General features: G+C 69.4%; 12 protein-coding genes. 8 read left to right on the forward strand and 4 right to left on the reverse strand.

Annotated features, from left to right (window positions below):
• Positions 1-150: 150 nt before the first annotated feature.
• The 4 genes from HUA75_RS16140 to HUA75_RS16155 form a co-directional block, all read right to left on the reverse strand.
• Complete coding sequence (locus tag HUA75_RS16140) at positions 151-1146, reverse strand: aldo/keto reductase family protein (protein WP_141640534.1); 996 nt, start codon at positions 1144-1146, stop codon at positions 151-153.
• Between the two features lie 11 nt (positions 1147-1157).
• A complete protein-coding gene (locus HUA75_RS16145) occupies positions 1158-1640 on the reverse strand; it encodes a DoxX family protein (protein WP_174486887.1) in 483 nt (160 codons plus the stop codon).
• Positions 1641-1692: 52 nt separating this feature from the next.
• The gene (locus HUA75_RS16150) at positions 1693-2469 is read right to left on the reverse strand and encodes an AraC family transcriptional regulator (RefSeq protein ID WP_254627580.1); all 777 of its coding nucleotides are present in this window, start codon (positions 2467-2469) and stop codon (positions 1693-1695) included.
• A 63-nt stretch (positions 2470-2532) separates the two neighbouring features.
• Positions 2533-4500: an alpha-amylase family glycosyl hydrolase gene (locus HUA75_RS16155; protein WP_174486888.1), complete on the reverse strand. Its 1968-nt coding sequence runs from the start codon at positions 4498-4500 to the stop codon at positions 2533-2535.
• A 261-nt stretch (positions 4501-4761) separates the two neighbouring features.
• Between HUA75_RS16155 and HUA75_RS16160 the strand changes: the two genes are divergently transcribed.
• The 8 genes from HUA75_RS16160 to HUA75_RS16195 all read left to right on the forward strand — a co-directional run bounded on the left by HUA75_RS16160 (position 4762) and on the right by HUA75_RS16195 (position 15367).
• Complete coding sequence (locus HUA75_RS16160; RefSeq protein ID WP_141640538.1) at positions 4762-6009, forward strand: hypothetical protein; 1248 nt, start codon at positions 4762-4764, stop codon at positions 6007-6009.
• Positions 6010-6267: 258 nt separating this feature from the next.
• Positions 6268-7518: a hypothetical protein gene (locus HUA75_RS16165; RefSeq protein WP_174486889.1), complete on the forward strand. Its 1251-nt coding sequence runs from the start codon at positions 6268-6270 to the stop codon at positions 7516-7518.
• A gap of 107 nt (positions 7519-7625) precedes the next feature.
• The gene (locus tag HUA75_RS16170; protein WP_174486890.1) at positions 7626-9230 is read left to right on the forward strand and encodes a hypothetical protein; all 1605 of its coding nucleotides are present in this window, start codon (positions 7626-7628) and stop codon (positions 9228-9230) included.
• 19 nt (positions 9231-9249) lie between these two features.
• A complete protein-coding gene (locus HUA75_RS16175; protein WP_174460998.1) occupies positions 9250-10248 on the forward strand; it encodes an AAA family ATPase in 999 nt (332 codons plus the stop codon).
• Positions 10241-12001, forward strand: a complete 1761-nt coding sequence (locus HUA75_RS16180; protein WP_174486891.1) for a hypothetical protein — start codon at positions 10241-10243, stop codon at positions 11999-12001. The genes HUA75_RS16175 and HUA75_RS16180 overlap by 8 nt, the downstream gene beginning before the upstream one ends.
• Positions 11998-12981 carry an ABC transporter ATP-binding protein gene (locus tag HUA75_RS16185; RefSeq protein WP_141640541.1) on the forward strand — a complete coding sequence of 328 codons (984 nt, stop codon included), beginning with the start codon at positions 11998-12000 and terminating at the stop codon, positions 12979-12981. Before HUA75_RS16180 ends, HUA75_RS16185 begins: the two co-directional genes overlap by 4 nt.
• The gene (locus HUA75_RS16190) at positions 12978-14510 is read left to right on the forward strand and encodes an ABC transporter permease (protein ID WP_371746121.1); all 1533 of its coding nucleotides are present in this window, start codon (positions 12978-12980) and stop codon (positions 14508-14510) included. Before HUA75_RS16185 ends, HUA75_RS16190 begins: the two co-directional genes overlap by 4 nt.
• Positions 14507-15367, forward strand: coding sequence for a DUF58 domain-containing protein (locus tag HUA75_RS16195; RefSeq protein WP_174486892.1), 861 nt, complete (start codon positions 14507-14509; stop codon positions 15365-15367). Before HUA75_RS16190 ends, HUA75_RS16195 begins: the two co-directional genes overlap by 4 nt.
• Positions 15368-15452: the final 85 nt, after the last annotated feature.

Here is a 15452-nt window from a genome sequence, read left to right on the forward strand (position 1 = left end):
GTCACGTGTGGCTGTGATTGCGTCCAGGGCGTCCCACACGGGCGCGCCTGGGGAGGGATTAGGCCATGTCTGGGGTTGTCGCCTTCAACTCAATCCCCTCTCAAGTGTCGGAGAGGGGACAGAGCTGGGTTGATGCATGACAGCCCTGCTTCAGATTTTCCGGTCGGGCACTTCGGTGAGGGCCGGGTTGCGCTCGACGACGGGGCCGAGCACCTCGTCGATGCGGCGCATCAACTCCGCCTCCAGCTTCACGCCCGAGGCCTTCACGGTGTCGTGGACCTGCTCGGGCCGCGAGGCGCCGATGATGGCGGAGGAGACGCCCTTGTTCTGGAGCACCCACGCGACGGCGAGCTGCGCCATGGTGAGTCCCGCCTGCTGGGCCAGGGGACGCAGCTGCTGCACGCGGTTGAGCACGTCGTCCTTCATGAAGCGGGCGATGAAGCGCGAGCCGGTGGGGTCGGTGGCGCGGCTGCCGGCCGGAGGAGGCTGGCCGGGAAGGTACTTTCCGGTGAGCACGCCCATGGCCAGGGGAGACCAGACAATCTGTCCCAGGCCTTCCTCGAGGGACGCCGGGATGACCTTCTCCTCGATGACGCGCCAGAGCATGGAGTACTGGGGCTGGCTGGAGACGAAGGGGATGCGCAGCTCGCGGGCGAGCGCGGCGCCCTGGCGAATCTGGTCGGCGGTCCACTCGGAGACGCCGATGTAGTGGGCCTTGCCCTGACGGACGATGTCCGCGAAGGCGACCATCGTCTCCTCCAGCGGCGTCGCAGTGTCGAAGCGGTGGGCCTGGTACAGGTCCACGTAGTCCGTCTGGAGGCGGCTCAAGGAGCCGTCGATGGACTCCATGATGTGCTTGCGCGACAGGCCCCAGTCGTTCTTTCCGGGCCCGGTGGGCCAGAACACCTTGGTGAACAGCTCATAGCCGGCGCGGCGCTGACCCTTCAGGGCTCGGCCGAGCACGGACTCCGCGCGGGTGCCGGCGTAGACGTCGGCCGTGTCGAAGGTGGTGATGCCGACGTCCTGCGCCGCCTTCACGCACGCCAGCGCGGCGTCCTCTTCCACCTGGGAGCCGTGCGTGAGCCAGTTGCCGAAGGAAATCTCACTGACGGCCAGACCGCTGCGACCAAGATGACGGAAGTGCATGGGGCGCCAGCCTAACCAGTGACAGGTCGGCTCGCACGGCTTCCGAGCGGCCACAGTCCACCGGCCCATGCCACCCACGCAAGGTAGATGAGCTGGAAGGGGATGCGCAGCCAGAAGTACCACTCCGGGAAGGGCAGCACGTGGGAGCCCTGGTTCGACGCCGCCTCGTGGATGTTGGCGGGGAGGACGGCGAGCAGCAGCGCGATGAGCCCCAGGGCCGCGAGCTTCCGCGTCCGGGGAATCAGCATGCCCACGCCGCCCGCGACCTCGAACACGCCGGACAGCAGCGTCCAGAAGCGCGGCGAGGGGAGCTGCGGCGGAATCATCGCGTCGTACTGGGCGGGCACGACGAAGTGCATGACGCCGGCGCCGATGAAGAAGAGGCCCGCGGCCACGGCGGCGCGACGGGTGGGCGTGGAGAGCGAGGGGAGGCGGCGCAGCGGAGGCAGGTGGAGCAACAGGAAGGTGGAGATGAGTATCAGGGCGAAGGACATGGCGAGGCACCTCGAGAGCAGCGAGCCGGAGACTGGTCCGGCGGGTCGATGCTCAAGATGCGTCGGTGGGGCGGGCCTTCGCTTGAACGAACTGGCTGCGACGTTGAAGGAACGAGGGCGTGGTGCCGAACATGCGGCGGAAGGTGCGCGTCAGGTGGGCCGCGTCGGAGAAGCCCGCGGCGTGCGCGGCCTCTCCCGCGGTGCGGCCCGAGGCGAGGGCGCCCGCTGCTCGCTGCAGTCGCAGCCAGAGCAGATAGGGGCGCAGGGGAACGCCCGTGGACTCCGTGAAGGCGTGCATCAGGCGACCGGAGGACAGGCCGGCGACCTCGGAGAGGGCCTCCAGGGAGGTGTCCTCGGGAGCGGGCTCCGCGCGCAGGTGACGCAGGAGCTTGCGCACGCGCGGGTGCATGCGCGGCGCGGGGGCCTCCGTGGGACCGGCCAGGGCCTCCAGCGTGGCCTCCATCCACGGGCCAATGGCCTCGTGCGCGATGGGGCCCTTGCGCGGCAGCCGGGCGAGCAGGGCGTCACGTGCCGCTTCGTCGAAGAGTCGCGCGGGGGAATCGAGCGAGGCGCGCAGCCGCTCGCCGTCCTGGCTCTCCGGTTCGATGAACAGGAGGAGGACCTCGCCCCCCGTCGCGTCGATGGCGTGGGGCACGTCCGGGCCCACGAGCACCCCCGCCGCGCGGGAGTCCCCCTTCGCCGTGCCCGCGCGGAAGGTCAGGGTGCCTTCGCGACGGAGCAGCAGGTGCATCGCGTGGTGGGCGTGCCTGGACGACGCGTCGCCCGGGCCCCACATGGCGAGCGCGGCCGGCCACACCACCAGGGGCATGTCCGGCCACGGGGCACGGGGAGCGAGGTCGGGCGGTCGCGCGAGCAGCATTCAGCGGGGACGCTACCAGCGATTCCTCGAGAGGATGACCGCGCTGTAGGCCCCCAGGGAGAGCGCGCCGCGCGCGGGCAGTCCGTCCCGTCCGCCCCACTCGCCCCAGAAATCGTGCACGGAGGTGTCGCCGAAGTCCGGTGAGTAGCCCCGCCAGTCTCCGTTGAAGCGCACCCGCCAGAGGCCATCCGTGGGCAGCCCCAGCTCGTACCCCGTGAAGGTCCGGTGTCCCAGGTTCACGACGACGATGACGTCGTCGCCCGCGCCGCCGTGCTCCCAGCGGTGGAACGCCATCACCTTGTCCTCGTGGTTCAGGTGGAACACGTGGACGTGTTCGCCGCGCAGGCCCGCGCTGGTGTCATGCCAGTTGCGGCGCAGTTGGATGAGGTCCCGGTGCGCCTGGAGGATGCCGCCGAACCAGCCCGCCTTGTTCCAGTCGAGCGGGTCTCCGTCGTCGAAGTGCCCGTCCTCCAGGAACTCCTGTCCCATGAAGAGCATCGGAATGCCCGGCGCCGTCAAGGTCAGCACCGCGCCGAGCAGCGCCTTCTTCTTCGCGAGCATGTCCCCCGGGTTGTAGGGCGACACCTCCGTGGGCAGCCGGCTGCGGCCGTTGGCCACTTCATCGTGGCTCTCCGTGAAGATGACGCGCTGGGAGGCCTGGCCGTTGTAGCGGAAGTACAGCGCGTCGCGGACGGCGTTCAGGTCGCGCCCCTCGTCGAAGGGCGCGGTGAGCGCGGCGCGCACCGGGTGCACGAAGGCCGCGTCCCACTGCGCGTCGAAGCCCGCGCCCTGGGAATGCGTGACGGCGGGGTCCGACGCCATGTCCTCCGCGATGAGCAGCTTCCACGGGAACTCGCGCTTCACCGCCTCGGTGATGGAGCGCAACAGCTCCCAGCCCGCCGGATTGTCCACGCCGCTGGCGGTGCGAATCTCCTTCGTCGCATCCAGCCGCAGGCCATCCATGTGGTACTCGCGCAGCCACATCAGTGCGTTGTCGCGCAGGTAGTCGCGCACCTCGGAGCGGCCGTAGTCCGGACGCGTGTCGCCCCACGGCGTGCTCGCGCGCCAGTCCGCGTAGAAGTACACGCCACCCCGTCCGAACGTCTCGCCATCGAAGTCCCAGTGCGGCAAATCACTGGGCCCCAGGTGGTTGTAGACGACGTCCATGATGACGCCGATGCCTCGCCGGTGCGCCTCGTCCACGAAGCGCTTCAAGTCGTTGGGCGTGCCGTAGGAGCTCTCCGGCGCGAAGGGGAAGGTGGGGTTGTAGCCCCAGGAGAAGTCCCCCGCGAACTCGGCCGAGGGCATCAACTCCACCACGTTGACGCCCAGCTCGCGAAGGTAGTCGAGCTTGTCGATGGCGCTCAGCCAATGCCCCGGTCCCCACCCGGCCGAGTCATTGAACGTGCCGATGTGCAGCTCGTAGATGACGGCCTCGCGAAAGTCCGGCATCCGGAAGAGGCCGTCGTAGCGCCAGACGAAGTCGCGATGGTCCAGGATGACGCTGTTGCCCGTGGAGTTCGTGACGTCCGCGGCGCGCGGGTCATTGCGCCAGCGCCAGTCGCCGTAGCGGCCCTGGATGATGAACTGGTATTGCTGGCCGTTGCCCGCGCCAAGGATGTCACGGGAGAAGTTGCCGGAGGGCTCGCGCGCCAGCTCCACCGCGTGCCAGTGACTGAAGTCACCCACCACCTGCACGCGCTGCGCATGAGGCGCCCACACGCGGAACGTCGCGCCGCCATCGAAGGGGATGGCGCCCATGCCGGGACGCCATGAGGGCTCGGGCTGGGGCTCCAGCGGGACGAAGGCCGTGAGGAAGCCGGGAGCCTGGAGCTGGTCCGCGGGGCCGAACAACTCCGGCGCGGCGCGAGAACGCGCGGTGCGCTCCGCCACCTGGTTTCCGCGAGCCCTGCACGCGGACTCGCTGAAGTCCTTGCGCGGCGAACGTGCTTCGTTCGGATTCGTTTCTCGGTTCGACATTCATTCCCCCGCACCGCGGACGTCGCGCGATGTGCCGCATTCCGACAGCGGGAGGACCCGAGGGTAAATCCTCCCTGGAGGGCCGGCCCTCGTTCAATTCCAGGCAGTGGCCCCCGCGTTTCACCCTGCTCCAATCCCTGGGGCCTCCCGTCTCCAAAGATTTGTCAGAAGCAGCAAATAGATTAAAACCTGAAAATGCCGCAAGTCGTAAGTAAGTCGTTGCACGATGCGATGCAATTCCTCGCAGCACAAAGGACGTGTATGAACCCTCTTCGCAAGAGCCTGGTGTCAGCCTCCCTGGTGTTCCTGGGGTTGACCGGATGTGGTGTCGCCGACGTGCAGGGAGAAGAGACGGACAGCACCGCCCAGGAGATGACCGCGGAGGCCGTGCCCCTTCCTCTCCCGGTGGGGTGCCTGCTCGCCTCCCTGGATACGGACAAGGATGGAATCTGCGACATCGTCGAGGCGTTGCTGGGCACCAATCCCAACAGCACCGACACGGATGGTGACCGGCTCAGCGACTACGCGGAGTCGTTCGGTTTCGGAGGGTTGGACCTGGCCGCGCTCGGGGCGAACGCGCGGAAGAAGGACGTCTTCGTGGAGATGGACTACTACCCCGGCCTCCAGCCCACCCAGGCCACGCTGAACCGGGTCATCAATGCGTTCGCCAACGCGCCCATCGCCAACCCGGACGGTTCCACGGGCATCACGCTGCACCTGGTGGTGGACCAGCAGATTCCCGCGGCGGACGCGGACCTGGACCTGAACCCCGTCTGGACGGACTTCGACAAGATCAAGTCCAAGTACTTCGCGGCGAGCCGGGGGCCGTTCTTCCACTACATGGTGATTGCCAACCGCTACGACGGGGGCAACTCCAGCGGCATCTCTCGCGGCATCCCCGGCCATGACCTCGTGATGACCCTGGGCTTCGCCGGAGGTGGCTCGTCACTGGACCAGGCCGGAACCATCATGCACGAGCTGGGGCACAACATCGGCCTGCGCCACGGTGGCACCGACCACGCCAACTACAAGCCCAACTACCTGAGCATCATGAACTACGAGTACCAGTTCTATGGGTTCAGCATCGGCGGGGCGGCCAACGTGCTCGACTACTCGCGCGTGCAGGTCGCTTCCTTCAACGAATTGGCCGTCAACGAGGGCTCGGGCTTCGCGCCTGTCGCCCCCACCACCGAGGCGGACCTGGCCCGCATCAGCGGACTTCGCTTCAACAACGTCTCGGTCGTCGGCAACGCGAGCAACAACACCGACTTCAACGGCAATGGCGTCACCGATGCCCCGACCTACTCCAGGGACTTCAATCGCAATGGCGTCGCGGACGTGTATCCCGCGTCGCAGAACGACTGGACGGCCCTGCTCTATGACGGGGCCGGGCAGATTGGTGACCCCGGGCTGGGCATCCTCCGGAGCCTGAACCGCGAGGCGCGGTTCCTCGACGCCCCGGAAACGTTGGAGCCCTGCCAGACCGTGAACGAGAGCCGCATGCCGTAGTCCCTCGTTTCGCGGAAGCCTTCGCATCCCAAGGCCGGGTCCTCCTTCCGAGGGCCCGGCCTTTTGTCTGCCATTGAGCGCGCCGTTGGAGCGGCAGTGTCCTGGAGGGTTCGTGCCTGTCCAATCCCTGGCACTCCGTGATACAGGATTGTGGGATTTCTTTGTCGTCGGCGGATGCGATAAATCGAAGCGTGTCCGTGAGGCGTAAGCGAGGTGTTGCATGGCGTGATGCAAATGGGTGCAGCGCAAAGGATGGGTATGAGTCCGCTTCAGAAGAACCTGTTGTCATCTTTCCTGATGTTCCTGGGGGTCAGTGGTTGTGGCGTCGCCGACGTGCGGGAGGAAGAGACGACCACCACCGCTCGGGAGATGGCGTCCGCCGAAGCCGCGCCCCTGCCGCTCCCCGTGGGGTGTCTGCCCTCTTCACCGGACGCGGACAAGGATGGCATCTGCGACTTCATCGAGATGGTATGGGGCACCAACCCCAACAGCTCCGACACGGACGGCGACCGCCTGAGTGACTACGCGGAGTTGTTCGGCTTCGGCCGTCTCGACCTGGCCGCGCTCGGGGCGAACGCGCTCAAGAAGGACATCTTCGTGGAGGTGGACTACTACCCCGGCCTCCGGCCCGCACAGGCCGCGCTGAACCGGGTCATCAGTGCGTTCGCGAACGCGCCGGTGAGCAACCCGGATGGTTCCACGGGCGTCTCGCTGCACCTGGTGGTGGACCAGCAGATCGCCGCGGCGGACGCGGACCCGGACCTGAACCCCGTCTGGAAGGACTTCGACAAGCTCAAGTCCAAGTACTTCGCGGCGAGCCGGGGGCCGTTCTTCCACTACATGGTGATCGCGAACCACTACAACGGGGACTACTCCAGTGGCATCTCTCGAGGCATCCCCGCCCATGACCTGGTGGTGACCCTGGGCTACGCCGGAGACAGCACGGCGCTGGAGCTGGCCGGGACCATCATGCACGAGCTGGGGCACAACATCGGCCTGCGCCACGGCGGCACCGACAACGCCAATTACAAGCCCAACTACCTGAGCATCATGAACTACGAGTACCAGTTCTACGGCTTCACCATTGGCGGCGTGGCCAATGTGCTCGACTACTCGCGCGTGCGGGTTGCTTCCTTCAACGAAGCGACCATCAACGAGGTCGCGGCCTTCGCGCCGGTCGCTCCCGCCAGGGAGGCGGACCTCGCGCGCATCAGCGGGCTGCGCTTCAACGAGGTCCAGGTCATCGGCAACGCGAGCACCAACATCGACTTCAATGGCGACGAGGACATCTCGACCGCGAGCTACTCCCGGGACTTCAATCGCAATGGCGTCGCGGATGTGTTTCCCGCGTCACAGAACGACTGGACGGCCCTGCTCTATGACGGAGGCGGGCAGATTGGCGACCCCGCCCTGGGTTTCCTCCAGAGCCTGAACCGCGAGGAGCTGTTCCTCGTCGCCCCGGATGAGATGGAGCCCTGCCTCACCGTGGACCCGAGCCGCGCCCGGTAGTCCCTGTCTTCCACGGCCGGGTCATCCTTCACGGGGGACCTGGCCGGTTGTTACCGCTCCGCGTGGCTTGTGGGGGCCGGCCGAGTGTCCGACACTGGCCCCTCCCCATGGCCGCCAGCGAAGAACGTCGCCTCCAGGCTCTCGTGCTCGCCCCGGTGCGGCGTGTGCAGCGGCGCCTCAACGCCTTCGCCTGGGCACAGGCCAGCCTCGTTCCCTTGTGGGCCACCGTCACGGCGTGTGTGCTTGCCCGGCTGCTCTTGCGGGGCGCGGTGGTCTGGGCCCTGCCTCCGCTGGTCCTCGCGGGACTGGCGTGGTGTTTCCTCCGCGCACGGACGCGGGGCGTGTCGCTGGAGCATGCAGCCGTGCTCGCGGACCGCTCGGCCAACGCGGGGGGACTGCTCCTCACCCGGCTGGAGCGGCCCATGGGGGAATGGGAGCTCAGCGTCAATCAGCTCGTGCGTGACGTGAAGCTCCCCGTGGTGGCGTGGCGGCGTCCCGTGGGGGCCCTCCTGGGCGCGCTGCTGTTCCTGCTCGTCGGCTTCCTGCTCCCGCTGCCCGCGCCGAAGGGCCCGCGCGCGCCTCATGCCGCTGCCGCCGCGAAGGTGGATGCGGTGAAGGCCCAGGCGGAGGCCCTGGCCCGGGAGGAACCTCTGGGCGAGGCCGTGGAGGACGAACTGCGCCGACTGGCCGAGGAGGTGGCCGCGGGCCGCTTCGACTCGGGCGACTGGGAGGCTGCTGATTCACTGGAGCAGCGACTCGCCGAGCGCGCCGCGGAGGCCGCCGCCGAGCTGGCCCAGGCCTCCGAAGCCGCGCGTGACTTGGAGGAAGCCCTGGGGGCGGCGGGCGGCGCCGAGTCCTCGTCTCGTGAGCGCGAGGCCCTGGAGCGCGCGCTCATGGGCCTGGAGGGTGAGGGCGAGGGTGAGGACTCCCAGGGACCGGGTGAGGCATCGGCCCACTCGGGCGAGAGCCAACAGGGGCCTCAGGGAGAGGACCCGAACGGGACGCAGGGCACCTCGCAGTCGGGACAGCAGGGCACCTCGCAGTCGGGACAGCAGGGCACCTCGCAGTCGGAGGGCTCGAAAGAGCAGGCCCAGGCGCGGCGGCAGGCCCAGGCCCGCGCCCAGGCCTCGGGTGCTCCGGACCAGATTTCGGAACTCCGCCGGTCGCTGGAGCGTCGACAGCAGTCACTCTCGCAACGCTTCGAGCCCCGCGAAGGGCAAGGCGCCCAGGCGAGCTCACAACGGTCGGGCTCACGTCGGAAGCAGGGCGCGCGCCAGCGGAGCGAAGGTGCGTCGCGACCCGGACAGGACGGCGAGCAACAGGGCGAGGGGCAGGGCGAGGGACAGGGGCAGGGCGAGGGACAGGGGCAGGGCGAGGGACAGGGGCAGCCAGGCAATGAGGGCCATGCGAGCCGGGGCGTTCGTCGTGGTACGGGGACACAGGGCGGAGGGCCGAGTCCGCTCGTCTTCGGCGGTGCGGCGGAGATGGACCCGGACCGACTCTCGTTCGAGCCGCTTCCGGAGGGGCATGGCGGCGAGGCCGGAGAGCTCTGGGGGCTCGAGGCGGCGGACCCTCGGCGCGGCACGGGGTCGGCGGGTGCGGCGGGCTCGCGGGGAACGAGCGCGCGGGGTGAGGCGACGGCGGGGCCTGGTGCGCAGCCGCTGTTGCCGCGCAACCGCGACCTGGTGAAGCGGTACTTTGGTGGCGAGTAGTCTGGAAGGGGAGACACACGTGGCAGCGGAGCTTCTCAGTCCCGCCGAGGCACAGGGGGCGGCGGAGGTGGCGGCCCGGCTCAGGGACAGCCTGAACACGGTGCTGTTGGACCAGGAGTCCGTCGTCGAGCAGGTCGTCGTCGCCGTGCTCGCGCGCGGGCATGTGCTGCTGGAGGGCCTGCCCGGCCTGGGGAAGACGGAGCTGTGCAAGTCGCTGGCGAAGCTGCTCGCGCTGCCCTTCCGTCGCATCCAGTTCACCCCGGACCTCCTGCCCGGAGACATCACCGGCACCTACGTGCTGGAGGGCGAGGGGCGCCGCGAGTTCGTCTTCCGCGAGGGGCCGCTGTTCGCGAGCCTGGTGCTCGCGGACGAAATCAACCGCTCCAGTCCCAAGACGCAGTCCGCGCTGCTGGAGGCGATGCAGGAGCGCCGGGTGACGGTGCTCGGCCAGACGCGGACCCTGCCGGACCCGTTCTTCGTGCTGGCCACGCAGAACCCCATCGAACTGGAGGGCACCTACCCGCTGCCGGAGGCGCAGTTGGACCGCTTCCTCTTCCGCATCCAGGTGCCGCCCGTGGGCGCGAAGACGCTGCGCGCGCTGCTCACCACGCGCGTGCGCGGCGCGCCGCCAGAGCTGTCTCCCGTCCTCGATGGGGAGGGGCTCGCGCGCCTGTTCGCCGCCTCCGACCGCGTGCATCTGCCGGGGCCGGTGGCGGACTTCATCGGGCGGCTGGTGGAGGCCAGCGACCCGCGCCAGGCCTCCGCGCCGGAGGCCGTTCGCCGCTTCGTGCGTTATGGCGCGAGTCCGCGCGCCGCGCTTGCCCTGGCCGCCGCGGGCCGCGCGCGTGCGCTGTTGAGTGGACGGCCCAACGTGAGCTTCGACGACGTGGTGGCCGCCGCTCCCGCCGCGCTCAATCACCGGCTGGTGCTCGCGTACGAGGCGTCGCTCGAGAAGGTGTCCGCTCCGGACGTGGTGCGCGCGCTGCTCCAGGCCGTGCCCGAGGTGCCGCGTGACTAGCGTCGCGATGCTCTCGCTGTGGCTCCTGCTGGGCACGTCGCCCCCGCCGGCGGCCGTCGCCGTCGAACAGGCCGTGGCCGAGGCCGAGGACGCGGTCGAGGCCAACGCTCCGAACGGCTATCGCGACGCGACGGGCACCGTGGACTCCGTCACGGAGGGCCCCCTGCGGGTCACCATGCACGGCGCCGTGCTGAAGCCCCAGCGCGGGTACTGGGCGGCGCAGGTGGTGCTGAACAACAGCGGGGCGCAGGCGCTCCCGGTGCGCATCGCCTTCTCTCCCGCCTACGGAGACACCTCGCGCTCCGCCATGCGGCATGTGGAGGTGGGGCCCCGGCAGCGCGTCGTCACCTGGGTGCCGTTGCCCGTGGCGTGGCACTCCGTCACCCTGCGGGTCGATTCACCTGGATTGAAGCCCATCGTGGAGTCCCTCTACGCCGACTCCGACCGCTTCGAGCCGGTGCTGTCGGTGGGGACGGTGTCGGAGTTCGAGACCGCCACGGGATTGACGAAGACGGGGGAGCGGGACGAGCCCTACTTCTCCATCCGCTTCCTCGACGCGAAGGATGCTCCTCGTGAGCTGGCCGCCTACGTGGGCTTCCAACTGGTGGTTGTCACGGCGGAGGCCGCGGCGGTTCCGGCGGATGTGTGGGCCGTGCTCGAAGCCTACGCCGCGACGGGAGGAACGCTGGTCGTCACGCGCCCCTCCCGCGACCTGCGTGAGCGCCTGCCGCTCTTGCCGGAAGCGGCCAGCACCCAGGCACGGTATGGCTTTGGCCAGGTGTGGAGGTGCCTGGAAAGCGAGTTCGAGTGTGCGTCGCTGATTCAAGGGGGCTCCGTCGGCATCGAGGCCTACCAGCGGGGCGTGGTGATTCCCCTGGGCATGACGCAGCGCTGGGTGGCGCCCTTGATGCAGACGAAAGACCCGCGGCCGCTGCTGTCCAATGCCAGCACGCCCGTGGGGCGCTTCCTGCTGGTCATCACCGCCTTCGCGCTGGTGGTGGGCCCCGGGGCCTGGTGGCTGGCGAGACGCCGGGGGCCGGTGTCGGTTCTCATCATGGTGCCGGCCGTCTCCGTGGTGACGTGTCTGGCGCTCATCTTCTGGTCCGTGCTGGTGGATGGCTTCGCCGTGCACACCTCGCGTTACAGCCTGACGTGGCTGGACGGAGCGCGGGCTCGTGCGGTGACGGCGGGCTTGAGCGCCTGGTACGCCAACCTGTCGCCCGACGCGCTGCACCTGCCCGCCTCCAGCGTGCTCCTGCCGCCGCCCGACCTGGACGACGCGCTGGCGGACCTGGACTGGACGGCGGGCCTCACGGTGGGGGACGGCTTCCTTCCGCCGAGGACCTATCGCGAGTGGGGTGAGGTCGCGGTGCTCCCGTCGCGGGCCCGGCTGGTGCTCAAGCGTGAGGGTGATGCGCCCCGGGTCCAGAACGCGCTGGGCGCGCGACTGGAGGAGGGGTACGTGCGGCTGGACGGGGCGGTGCGCCGGCTGCCTGCCTTGTCCGACGGTGAGGAAGGCGCGCTGGGGGCTCCCGAGCCGGAGCCGGGGAACGTGGCGGACACCCTGGTCGGGCGGCACCTGGGAGATGGCGCGGGGCTCCGGCTGTCGAATGCGTTGACGCCCTTCAGCGCGGACCTCTCCGAGGGAGGCTTCATCGCGCGACTGAGCGGGCAGGGGCCGCTGCCGAGCAGTGGCATGCCCTCCGAAGTGGAGACCGCCGTGCATCTGGTCCGCGGCGAGGTGAGGCCATGAGTCCGTTGCTGGAGGTGAAGGGGCTGCGGCGTGACTACGGCGCGCTGCGGGCGGTGGACGACGTGTCGTTCCATCTGGAGCCGGGCAGCATCCTGGGCTTCATCGGCCCCAATGGCGCGGGCAAGAGCACCACGCTGCGCATCCTCGCGACGCTGGATTCGCCCACGGCGGGAGAGGTGCTCTTGGGGGGCCACTCGCTGGTGGACACGCCGGACCGGGTGCGTCCGCTCATCGGCTACATGCCGGACCGGTACGGCACCTATGACGACGTCACCGTCTTCGAGTTCCTGGACTTCTTCGCGCGGGCGTATGGGCTGACGGGCGCGAAGCGGCGCCAGCGCGTGGAGTCGGTGATGGGCTTCACGGGGCTGGGCCCGCTGGCGGACAAGCTCACCACCGCGCTGTCGAAGGGCATGCGGCAGCGGGTGGCGCTGGGGCGCACGTTGCTGCACGACCCGCAACTGCTCCTGCTGGACGAGCCCGCGGATGGCCTGGACCCGCGTGCGCGCATCGAGCTGCGCGAGCTGCTGCGCGCCCTGGCGGACCAGGGCAAGGCCGTCATCATCTCCAGCCACATCCTCACGGAGCTGGCTGAAATCTGTGACACGTGCGCCATCATCGAGCAGGGACGCCTGCTGGCCACGGGCAGGGTGGAGGACATCCTCCGGCAGGGTGCCAGTGTCGCCGCCGTGGAGCTGATGGTCCGGCTGGCGGTGGGCGCGGAAGCGGACGCGGCGTGGGCGCGAGCGGAGCGGCTCCTGCTGGAGCAGCCGCGCGTGGCGCGCGTCTCGCGAGAGGGAGAGTCCTTGAGGGTGGGGCTGGAGTTGGAGGCGGGAGCAGGCGCGGGGCAGGTGGACGCCGCGGCGGCGGGGCTGTTGTCGGCGCTGGTGACGGCGGGCCTGCCGGTGTGCTCGTTCGGGATGCGGGAGCGCAACCTCGAGGATGCGTTCATGACGGTGACGAAGGGGAGGCTGGCGTGAGCGCGCCGGTGGAGACGAGCACGGGGGCGGGGACGGAGGTGTCCGCATCCGTGGAGACGGCGGACGCGAGCACCGCGGGCCTGTCCTTCCAGGAGCGGTGGGGAGATCGCCTCAATCCGCTGGTGGTGAAGGAGGTCCGTCAGGGATTGCGCACGCGTGTCTTCTGGGCGTGCTTCGGTTTGATGTTGCTGGCCTGTCTGGTGTTGGCGCTCGTGGCCTTCGTGCATACGCGGGAGGAGGCGTTCGCCCACCATGGCCAGGGCTACTTCTTCGCGTTCTTCATCTGCCTGGCCGTGGTGCACTTCTTCGTCATTCCCTACAGCGCGTATCGCTCCCTGGCGCGCGAGCGGGAGGACGACACGTGGGTGCTGCTGGTGCTCACGGGCCTGGGGCCTCGGAGGATTCTGCGAGGCAAGGTGTCCTCCTTCCTGGTGCAGGCGGCGCTGTATGCCTCGGCGGTGGGGCCCTTCCTGTTGTTCAGCTACTACCTCAATGGCATCTCCCTGCCGTCCATCCTCGCGGTGCTGGGGTTGGGTGGGGCGTGGCTGGTGTTCCTCACCGTGGTGGCGGTGTGCGCGGCGACGCTGGCGGACAGCCGCATGGGGCGCGCCTTCGTGCACTTCGTGGTGCTGGGGGTGTTGGGACTTGCCTTCAGTGCGGCGCTGGGCGTCTCGGGCGCGTTGAGTGATTCGGGCAACAGGCTCCTGAGCAACGATGGGGTTCATCTGGCCATGGGCATCGGGCTGGGGTTGATGCTCCTGGATGGCTGGTTGTTGTTCGAGGTGGCCGCGTCGCGACTGTCGCTCTCCACGGAGGACTACACGCGTGGCCCCCGGCGGGTGATGGTGGTGCAGATGCTGGTGGCCTTGGTGGTGGGCCTGGGGTTCTGGTGGCACGAGGACCAGGGGCACGTGGTGACGGAGATCTTCGCCGTCTGCGGCACGCTGCATCTCGCCGTCGTGGGGCTCTTCGTGGTGACGGACGTGGACGGGCAGGCGCGCGCGTTGCGAGCGGCCACCGGCCCGGTGTCCCTGTTCCGGCCCGGCGCGTTGCGTGGCTTCCGACTGACGATGCTCCTGCTGGTGGGGTGGGCCGGGGTGTGGGGGGCGCTGGCGCTGGTGTCGGGGAAGACGAACCACGGCAGCGAGTCCATGCGGATGCTGATGGCGGTGATGCCGGCCTACGTCATCCTCTATCTGTCCCTGGCGTTGGTGCTCGGGAGGATGCCTCGCTCGGACCGGTTCTCGTCGCCGGCCTCGGTGCGGTTGCTCTTCGTGGCGGCGGTGGGCGTGGCGGCGGGCCTGCCTCCGCTGGTGGCCGCGCTGGTGGGAATCGAGATGGGAGACCCGCTGCTGAACCTCCTGAATCCGGTGGTGGGCATCGCGAACTTCGGGGCGCATGACTACGCCACGGCCGAGCCGGGGATGGCGTGGCCGCTGGTCGCCTTCGTGGTGGGTGTGGCGTTGCTGGTCGCCTTCATGGCGGACCGGGTGCTCGCTGAGCGTGAGAAGCGGGCCCATCTGCCGTGAGCGAGCGTCTGGATGAAGCGGCGGTGGGACGACTGGCGCCCGGGTTGGGGCTGGCGTTGCCGCGAGGGCCTCACCGGGGCCGCGTGGGTGAGGTCCGCGCGGCGTCCACCGGGAGCGCCTTGGAGCTGCATGACTTCCGGGCGTATCAGCCGGGCGATGACCTGAGGCAGCTCGACTGGAACGCGGTGGCGCGGACCGATGAGCTCATCTTGCGGGTGCGGCAGGACGAGGTGTCGCCGCGCGTGGAGGTGGTGCTGGATGGCTCGCGCTCCATGGCGTTGTCACCGCGCAAGGCGGCGTGTGCGCGGGAGCTGGCGTTGCTCGCGTGTGAGGTGGGGGCTCGTCAGGGATTGAGTCCCACGTTGCTTGCGACGGGGGTGCGGTCGGAGCGGGTGCAGGGGGCGGCTTGTCGGGCGGCGCTGCGCGCGCTGGAGTTCGACGCGAAGGATGACCTCGTGACGGCGCTGGGGCGGATGCCTCCGCCGAGGTCCTGTGGCCTGCGCGTGGTGGTGAGCGACTTCCTGTTCGAGGCGGACCTGCCCGCGATGGTGGCGCGGTTGTCGCGGGGCGCGGCGGGGGTCTTCCTGGTGCAGGTGTTGGACGCGGAGGACCTGGCTCCGACGGGGGGCGAGGGCGCGCGGTTGGTGGACTCGGAGACTGGCGCGGCGCTGGAGGAGTTGCTGACCGAGGACGTGTTGGCCGCGTATGCACGGCGCTTCGCGGAGCACCAGCGCGTGTTGAGGGCGGCGGCCCTGCGCTCGCGTGGAGCGCTCCTGACGGCGCCCGCCACGGAGTCACTGAACGCCCTGGTGATGGGCCCGCTGCGGCCCTTGTTCGTCGCTGGAGGTCGAGCGTGAGCTTCGACCGCTCAGGGACGCATGGCGCGCGAAGCTCCCGTGTCGTTGCGCGAGGTGCGGCATGAGCGCCGACCTCTCGTGGAGA

Origin of the sequence: Myxococcus sp. CA040A, from assembly GCF_013336725.1 — a bacterium.
In the GTDB taxonomy this organism is placed as follows: Bacteria; Myxococcota; Myxococcia; order Myxococcales; family Myxococcaceae; genus Myxococcus; species Myxococcus llanfairpwllgwyngyllgogerychwyrndrobwllllantysiliogogogochensis.